Source organism: Acinetobacter sp. AB03 (assembly GCF_058107045.1).
Genome location: NZ_JBUEBA010000002.1, coordinates 535,779 through 543,801 on the forward strand (window position 1 = coordinate 535,779; position 8,023 = coordinate 543,801).

5 protein-coding genes and 4 tRNA genes are annotated in these 8,023 nt (G+C 44.1%); all 9 read left to right on the top strand.

Annotation, left to right across the window (positions count from 1 at the left end; all coding sequences use genetic code 11):
* Window positions 1–88: 88 nt before the first annotated feature.
* The 9 genes from secA to ACY3FQ_RS02950 all read left to right on the top strand — a co-directional run bounded on the left by secA (window position 89) and on the right by ACY3FQ_RS02950 (window position 7,923).
* Window positions 89–2,812, top strand: a complete 2,724-nt coding sequence (gene secA / locus ACY3FQ_RS02910; RefSeq protein ID WP_114837870.1) for a preprotein translocase subunit SecA — start codon at window positions 89–91, stop codon at window positions 2,810–2,812.
* A gap of 192 nt (window positions 2,813–3,004) precedes the next feature.
* The gene (locus ACY3FQ_RS02915) at window positions 3,005–3,352 is read left to right on the top strand and encodes a hypothetical protein (protein WP_489773611.1); all 348 of its coding nucleotides are present in this window, start codon (window positions 3,005–3,007) and stop codon (window positions 3,350–3,352) included.
* Between the two features lie 196 nt (window positions 3,353–3,548).
* Complete coding sequence (locus ACY3FQ_RS02920; protein WP_489773612.1) at window positions 3,549–4,829, top strand: transposase; 1,281 nt, start codon at window positions 3,549–3,551, stop codon at window positions 4,827–4,829.
* Window positions 4,830–4,930: 101 nt separating this feature from the next.
* The gene (argJ, locus tag ACY3FQ_RS02925; protein WP_114837919.1) at window positions 4,931–6,151 is read left to right on the top strand and encodes a bifunctional glutamate N-acetyltransferase/amino-acid acetyltransferase ArgJ; all 1,221 of its coding nucleotides are present in this window, start codon (window positions 4,931–4,933) and stop codon (window positions 6,149–6,151) included.
* Window positions 6,152–6,296: 145 nt separating this feature from the next.
* Window positions 6,297–7,364, top strand: coding sequence for a quinolinate synthase NadA (gene nadA, locus ACY3FQ_RS02930; RefSeq protein WP_114837920.1), 1,068 nt, complete (start codon window positions 6,297–6,299; stop codon window positions 7,362–7,364).
* A 153-nt stretch (window positions 7,365–7,517) separates the two neighbouring features.
* Window positions 7,518–7,594: transfer RNA gene (locus tag ACY3FQ_RS02935), tRNA-Pro, on the top strand.
* A gap of 46 nt (window positions 7,595–7,640) precedes the next feature.
* Window positions 7,641–7,717: transfer RNA gene (locus ACY3FQ_RS02940), tRNA-Arg, on the top strand.
* A 35-nt stretch (window positions 7,718–7,752) separates the two neighbouring features.
* Window positions 7,753–7,828: transfer RNA gene (locus tag ACY3FQ_RS02945), tRNA-His, on the top strand.
* 18 nt (window positions 7,829–7,846) lie between these two features.
* Window positions 7,847–7,923: transfer RNA gene (locus ACY3FQ_RS02950), tRNA-Pro, on the top strand.
* The last annotated feature ends 100 nt before the right edge of the window (window positions 7,924–8,023 follow it).

Here is an 8,023-nt window from a genome sequence, read left to right on the forward strand (position 1 = left end):
TAAAGCCCTTGTACTTCAAATTTCTAGCACCATAATAACGACTAAGAAAACATATTCATTTGACAAGCAAGATTTAGAGAGTCTATTCATGTTGGCAAGTCTGATCGGAGGAATCTTCGGTACCAAAAATGAGCGCGAACTCAAACGCATGCGTAAAATCGTAGACAAGATTAATGCGCTCGAGCCGACGATATCCGCTCTTGGCGATGCAGACTTATCTGCAAAAACTGAAGAATTTAAACAACGATATAACAAGGGCGAAAGCCTCGATAAATTACTCCCAGAAGCATTTGCCGTTTGCCGTGAAGCAGCTAAGCGTGTAATGGGCATGCGTCATTACGATGTACAGTTGATCGGTGGTATTACCTTACACGAAGGTAAAATTGCAGAGATGCGTACAGGTGAAGGTAAAACCCTGATGGGTACCTTGGCGTGTTATTTAAACGCGATTAGTGCTCAAGGTGTTCACGTCATTACCGTGAATGACTACTTGGCACAGCGTGATGCTGAGTTAAACCGTCCGCTCTTTGAATTCTTGGGTTTAAGCATCGGGATTATCTATTCCATGCAAGATCCAACAGAGAAAGCTGAAGCCTATCGTGCTGATATTACCTACGGTACCAACAACGAATTTGGCTTTGACTATCTACGTGACAACATGGTGTTCTCGCTTGCTGAGAAAAAACAACGTGGTTTGATCTATGCCATCATCGATGAAGTCGATTCGATCTTAATTGATGAAGCGCGTACGCCTTTGATTATTTCAGGCCAAAGTGATGATTCTTCACAGTTGTATGCCGCAATCAACAGTATTCCGCCCAAACTGCATGCACAGAAAGAAGAAAAAGTCGCAGATGGCGGTCATTTCTGGATCGATGAAAAACAACGTTCTGTTGAAATGACAGAAATTGGTTTTGAAACGGTTGAAAATGAACTAATTGAAATGGGCTTGTTGGCTGAAGGTGAAAGCCTTTATTCATCGACCAACCTAAACCTAGTTCATCATGTTACTGCTGCCATTCGTGCGCATTACTTGTATCAACGTAATGTGCATTACATCATCAATGATGGTGAAGTGATTATTGTCGATGAAAACACAGGGCGTACCATGCCAGGTCGTCGCTGGTCTGAAGGTTTACACCAAGCGGTTGAAGCAAAAGAAGGCTTAGAAATCCAGCCTGAAAACCAAACGCTTGCAACCACAACCTTCCAAAACTATTTCCGTCTATACAAAAAGCTTTCGGGTATGACCGGTACTGCCGATACTGAAGCTGCGGAAATGAAAGAAATTTATGGTCTAGACGTGGTGATCATTCCGACGCATCGTCCAATGATTCGTCTCGACCAAAACGATTTAATCTATTTAAATCGTAATGGTAAATACAACGCGATTATTCAAGAAATTCAACGCGTGCATGAGTCTGGTGTAGCCCCAATTTTGATTGGTACTGCAACGATTGAAGCGTCTGAGATTCTTTCTGATAAATTGCGTGATGCAGGCATTCAGCATGAAGTGTTGAACGCAAAACAACACGAACGTGAAGCGGATATTATTGCGCAAGCGGGTGCACCGCGAGCAGTAACCATTGCAACCAACATGGCAGGTCGTGGTACAGACATTCTGCTCGGTGGTAACTGGAAAGCTTTACTGGCAAAAATTGAAAACCCAACTGCTGAAGACGAAGCGCGCTTAAAAGCCGAATGGGAACAAAACCATGAAATGGTATTGAGTTCGGGTGGCTTACACATCATTGGTTCTGAGCGTCATGAATCACGTCGTATTGATAACCAGCTTCGTGGTCGTGCAGGTCGTCAGGGTGACCCAGGTGTGTCACGTTTCTACTTGTCACTTGAAGATGACTTAATGCGTATCTTTGCGGGTGATCGTGTTGTGGGCATGATGCGTGCGATGGGCTTACAAGAAGACGAAGCCATTGAGCATAAAATGGTGTCACGTTCGATTGAAAATGCGCAGCGTAAAGTTGAAGCACGTAACTTCGATATTCGTAAGAACTTATTGAAATACGATGACGTCAACAACGAACAGCGTAAAATTATTTACTCTCAACGTGATGAGGTTTTGGCCGAAAGCACATTGCAAGATTATATCGAAGAGATGCAACGTGATGTGATGCAAGGCGTGATTTCTAACTATATTCCACCTGAGTCAATTCATGATCAATGGGATATTGACGGGCTTGAAAAAGCGTTACGTGAAGACCTCGCGATTGATTTGCCAATCAATCAATGGTTGGAAGATGACCGTCGTTTAGATGAAGAATCTTTGGTTGAACGTATTACTGATGAAGTGGTACAGCGCTACCGTAGCCGCCGTGAGCAAATGGGCGATGAAACAGCAGTTATGCTGGAGCGTCACTTCATGTTGAACTCGCTGGATCGTCACTGGAAAGATCACTTGGCAGCGATGGATTATTTACGTCAAGGCATTCACTTACGTGGTTATGCACAGAAAAATCCTGAGCAAGAATACAAAAAAGAAGCGTATAACTTATTTGTAAATATGTTGGCGATTATCAAATCGGATGTTGTAACTGACTTATCTCGCGTACATGTACCAACGGCTGAAGAGCTGGCTGAAATGGAAGCTCAAAAGCAAGCTCAAGCTGAAGCGATGCAATTGAACTTGTCGCATGCCGACTTTGATGGTTTGTTGACCGATGATCAAAGCCAATTCGCAGAAGTAGATGCACAGTACGAGCCAGTCGAAGAGTTTGCGGCACCTGCGAGTCGTAACGCGCCTTGCCCATGTGGTTCAGGTCTAAAATATAAACAGTGCCACGGTAAAATCTAAACTGTGAACGAGTGAAAAAGCAGAACTTCGGTTCTGCTTTTTATTGATATGACTAAAAAATTGACGTTAAGATCAGTCCAAATACGATTCTGATTACAGTTAAAGCGTTGCATAATGTGAATAGCATTTGCAGTGTTAGGCATTAAATGCTATTTAGTTGCTCATCATCTAAACCTCTAAAGTGGAAAGACAATGAAAAAAGTATTAAAACCAATCATGATTGCAGCTTTAGCGCTTCCAACTTTTGCATTTGCAGATACCACTACCGCAGCTAAAGTTCAACAAGCACGCGGTGCAACCACAGCACCTGCGGCACAAGCCAATGGTAATATTACGGTACAAAGTCTGCGTACAGGTATTCGCTATACCTTTGCCAATCCAAATCAACGCCCAGTGGTTCTGCAAACGGCTGCTATTGCTCCTGTAAATGCAGCAACGGTGAACCGTATTGTGGCTTCAAACCCAGCGCTTTCTCCTGTAAGTCAAGAAAATGCTAAACAAGCGCTTTTGTCTAGCTCAGCACAGCTTGCTTCAAATTAATCAAATGCTGCTGCATAAAACCAATCTTCGGATTGGTTTTTTTATCCATTGGAGCGTAAAACCTCGGGGTTTAGCCCATAGGTATCTACACAATTTCCGAGCTTTGCGTTAAATTGAAGAGCATGCTCTTCAATTTAACATCTCTGGTCTGGATCAGCGTCTTGTCAAACGTTATAACAGCCTTGTAAAACTCAATATGAATCCTCTTGCTTCACTTGCTCCCGCAATCAAAGACCTGGCCTCTACCCAAAAGTCGAGTTTCTCAACTACACAGGCTGTTTGGCGATTCCTGAATAATAATAAAATCTCTTTTAGTCAATTAAACCAGCCGATTAAGCTTCTTGCATGCGAACAGATCAAGACATCACCGCATCAGTATGCATTAATCGTTCATGACTGGTCTCAACTGCAGTATGTGAAGCACAGTCATAAGGTTCAGCGTCTTCAAAGAACAGAGGCGAATTCAGGCTATGAATTGCAAAGCAGTTTACTTGTCGATGCGTCATCAGGGCTCCCAATTGCGCCATTAGCTCAGACGCTAACAGATGCATCCGGCTGTTATTCCACATTCAGTGAACAATACAGCGAGCGCAAGTCCCATTTGGACTCACTCGCAAAACAAATCAAAACGATTGAACAGTATCCGATTGAGAAAACAAAAGTCCATATCATTGACCGTGAAGGAGACTCGATTGCCCACTTGAGGGAAATCAGCAGCCATGGTTTCAAATGGTTGATTCGGGCCAAAGAAAGCCATCGGATTGAGCATCAAGGGGAAACCTACAAAGTTGCAGAAGTCGCAGAAAAAGTAGTAACTCAGCAAGTTAAGCCGATTGCTTATAAAGGAAACAGGCATATGCTGCATGTTGGAGAAACCGATATTCGGATAACGCGTGCAGCAAAACCGAAGAGAAAAGATGATTTAGGCCAACGGGTTGCTCCCCAGCCAGGCAAGGCAGTTACAGCCAGATTAATTGTTGCTGTGGTGAAAGATGCTCAAGGTAAAACAGTCGCGAGATGGTCGCTGATCAGCAATGTTTCTTCAGAGATTGATGCGGTAGAATTAACCACCTGGTATTACTGGCGCTGGACAATTGAGTGCTATTTCAAGCTTCTGAAGCAGGCAGGCCATGACGTTGAATCATGGCTTCAGACCACACCTGCAGCGATTTTAAGACGGCTCCTGATCAGCAGTATGGCGTGTGTACTGATTTGGCGAATACAGCGTTCTGAAGATGAACAAAATCAGAAAATTCGTATATTTCTGGCCCGTCTTTCAGGCCGACAGCAGAAGAGAGGTAAGTTGGAAAGTGCACCTGCAATATTGGCAGGACTTTCGATTTTACTGAACACTCTTCAACTGCTCTCAGAATATTCAATAGATGAACTGAATGAAATCGCAACAATTGCATTAGGTACATCAAGATGTGTAGATACCTATGCCTTTAGGTCGCGGAGGATGTCAAGTCAAAAATGAGTGTGCATTGAAAAGTTAAAGCAAACAAAGTCTTCTGCTCGATTTTTTCTGAAAATTCTAATAAGCTGTGTTTTTTCTAACAAATGAATTGGACGTTTAAAATGCCAGTAGGTGACGTATCAATGCCACAAATGCACGTGGTGAAAGGGGTAAGAATCGGAACGGCTGAAGCTTATGTGCGCTATCAGAACCGACGTGATCTTGTCATTTTCGAATTTGCTGAAGGAACGAATGTTGCGGGTGTTTTCACTCAAAATGCGTTCTGTGCAGCGCCCGTGCATGTGTCTAAAGCGCACTTACAAGTGGCGAATCCGCGCTACCTCATTATTAACACTGGCAATGCCAATGCAGGTACAGGCAAGACAGGCATGCTGAATGCTGAGCGTACTTGTGCAAAATTGGCTGAGCTTGCCGGTGTGCAAGCAACGGAAGTGTTACCGTTTTCAACAGGGGTGATTGGTGAACAATTGCCGTTGGAGCGTTTGTTAAATGGTTTACAGCCTGCATTAAATAGTTTGCGTGCTGATGCTTGGGGTGCTGCTGCTACTGGGATTATGACCACAGACACCACACCAAAAGGTGCATCTGAGCAATTCGAATTGGATGGCATCACGTATACCATGACGGGTATTTCTAAGGGTGCAGGCATGATTCGTCCCAATATGGCAACGATGTTGGGCTATGTAGCAACCGATGCACCTATCAGCCACGAGTTGGTTCAGCAACTGTTGAGCGAAACGGTCAATGTTTCTTTCAACCGAATTACCATTGATGGTGATACTTCAACCAATGACTCCTGTATCTTTGCAGCTACGGGTCAAGCGGGTGGTGTTGAAATTAGCTCAACCCAAGATCCACGCTATACCGTAGTGCTAGATGTACTCACGCGTATGATGAAACGTCTTGCACAACTGATTGTACGTGATGGTGAAGGTGCAACTAAGTTTATTACGGTTGCTGTTGAAGGTGGGTATGACACGCAAGAATGCTGTGATATTGCTTATAGTATTGCACATTCACCTTTGGTTAAAACTGCGATTTTTGCGTCAGATCCGAACTGGGGACGTATCTTGGCTGCGATTGGTTATGCTGGGGTTAAGAATTTAGATGTTGAAAAAATTCAAGTTTGGTTAGATGATGTGCAAATCTGTAAGGATGGTGGTGCGGCTGCCGATTACACGGAAGCGGAAGGTGCTCGTGTAATGTCACAAGCTGAAATGACCATTCGTGTAGATCTAGGACGCGGGGCAGCGAAAGACACAGTGTATACCTGTGACTTATCTTATGACTATGTGAAGATTAATGCGGATTATCGCTCTTAATCTTAACGAGTTTAAAAAAAGCCTCCTTTGGAGGCTTTTTTAGCATAAGAACTTTTGAATGATTGGTCAAAAGCCGAGAAGCCATTTGACCAATAAATTAAGTGCGGGACTTGCTTGCCGACAAGCATGAAGGGATGAATGAATGATGAACAATGCGACCAATTTAATTGCCAATGACGCAAAATCAATTGTACAGGCGCATTTGGACCGTTTGGGTGAAACCAAAGACTCCAAGCTCAGTGAAGAAGTGAAGCAAGAAAAATTTGCTTTAATTTTAGCCGAGTTGAAAAAGCGTGATGCAGTATTGGTAGCGCACTACTATTGCGATCCTGAAGTGCAGGAATTGGCCGAGTTAAGTGGTGGCTGTGTTTCTGATTCATTGGAAATGGCCCGTTTTGGTCGTGATCATCCAGCATCGACCTTGGTGGTGGCGGGCGTTAAATTTATGGGGGAAACCTCAAAAATTTTATCACCGAATAAAACCATTCTGATGCCCACTTTAGAGGCTACATGTTCTTTAGATTTGGGTTGCCCTGTTGAAGAATTTAGTCAGTTTTGTGATGCCCATCCAGACCATACAGTAGTGGTCTATGCCAACACTTCAGCAGCCGTTAAAGCCCGTGCCGATTGGGTGGTGACCTCAAGCTGTGCAGTCGAAATTATTGAGCATTTAGACAGTTTGGGTGAAAAAATTATTTGGGCACCTGATCAGCATTTAGGCCGTTATATCCAAAAGAAAACAGGCGCTGACATGTTGCTTTGGGATGGTGCATGTATTGTGCATGAAGAATTCCGTGCACGTGGCATCGCGCAAATGAAGGCGCTGTATCCTGATGCTGCGGTACTGGTACATCCTGAGTCGCCTGAGTCAGTGGTGGATGTTGCTGATGCTGTTGGAAGTACTTCACAGCTGATTAAAGCTGCACAAGCCTTACCCAATGAGCGACTGATTGTGGCAACCGATCGGGGTATTTTCTACAAAATGCAACAAGCGGTGCCCAACAAAATTTTGGTTGAAGCACCAACAGCCGGAGAGGGTGCAACCTGTCGTTCTTGTGCACACTGCCCGTGGATGGCAATGAATGAGCTGGATGGTATTTTAGAGGTATTACAGCGTGGCGATCAGGAAATATTCGTAGATCCTGCACTTGCTGAGCGTGCGAAATTACCTTTAGATCGCATGTTGGATTTTAGTGCATCGCTAAAACGTTAAAATTTGTATAAAAAATGCCTGAAACGCTTGATTAATATACATTTGACGTGATTTTTTTATTTTTTTTAAATATAGGTGTTGACGTTATCAAGCGTCACGCCTAGAATGCACACCGTACCGAACGAGATGTTCGATACAAAAGCTGAGATGAATCGGAGCATAGCACAGCCTGGTAGTGCACCTGGTTTGGGACCAGGGGGTCGTAGGTTCGAATCCTACTGCTCCGACCAATTCTTCAAGGCAAGGTTATCCATAATACCTCGTATTATTGGTCATGCGCCTGTAGCTCAGTTGGATAGAGCATCCGCCTTCTAAGCGGATGGTCACAGGTTCGAATCCTGTCAGGCGCGCCATTAGGTAGCTTGGTATTAAGAACCGACACGTTATGGTGGATGTAGCTCAGTTGGTAGAGCCCTGGATTGTGATTCCAGTTGTCGCGGGTTCGAATCCCGTCATTCACCCCAACTTTAAAAAGTTGAAATCGGAGCATAGCACAGCCTGGTAGTGCACCTGGTTTGGGACCAGGGGGTCGTAGGTTCGAATCCTACTGCTCCGACCATTTCTTGAAATGGTCAAGATAAAGATGCCGCGTTGAGCGGTTTTTTTATGCCTGAAATTTAGTAAAGTGCATAAAAAAGCCTTCGTGACGAAGGCTAAAG

Excerpts from the sequence above, each read along its gene's own strand:
- secA (WP_114837870.1), top strand. The coding sequence starts at position 89 with ATGTTGGCAAGTCTGATCGGAGGAATCTTCGGTACCAAAAATGAGCGC.
- ACY3FQ_RS02915 (WP_489773611.1), top strand. The coding sequence starts at position 3,005 with ATGAAAAAAGTATTAAAACCAATCATGATTGCAGCTTTAGCGCTTCCA.
- ACY3FQ_RS02920 (WP_489773612.1), top strand. The coding sequence starts at position 3,549 with ATGAATCCTCTTGCTTCACTTGCTCCCGCAATCAAAGACCTGGCCTCT.
- argJ (WP_114837919.1), top strand. The coding sequence starts at position 4,931 with ATGCCAGTAGGTGACGTATCAATGCCACAAATGCACGTGGTGAAAGGG.
- nadA (WP_114837920.1), top strand. The coding sequence starts at position 6,297 with ATGAACAATGCGACCAATTTAATTGCCAATGACGCAAAATCAATTGTA.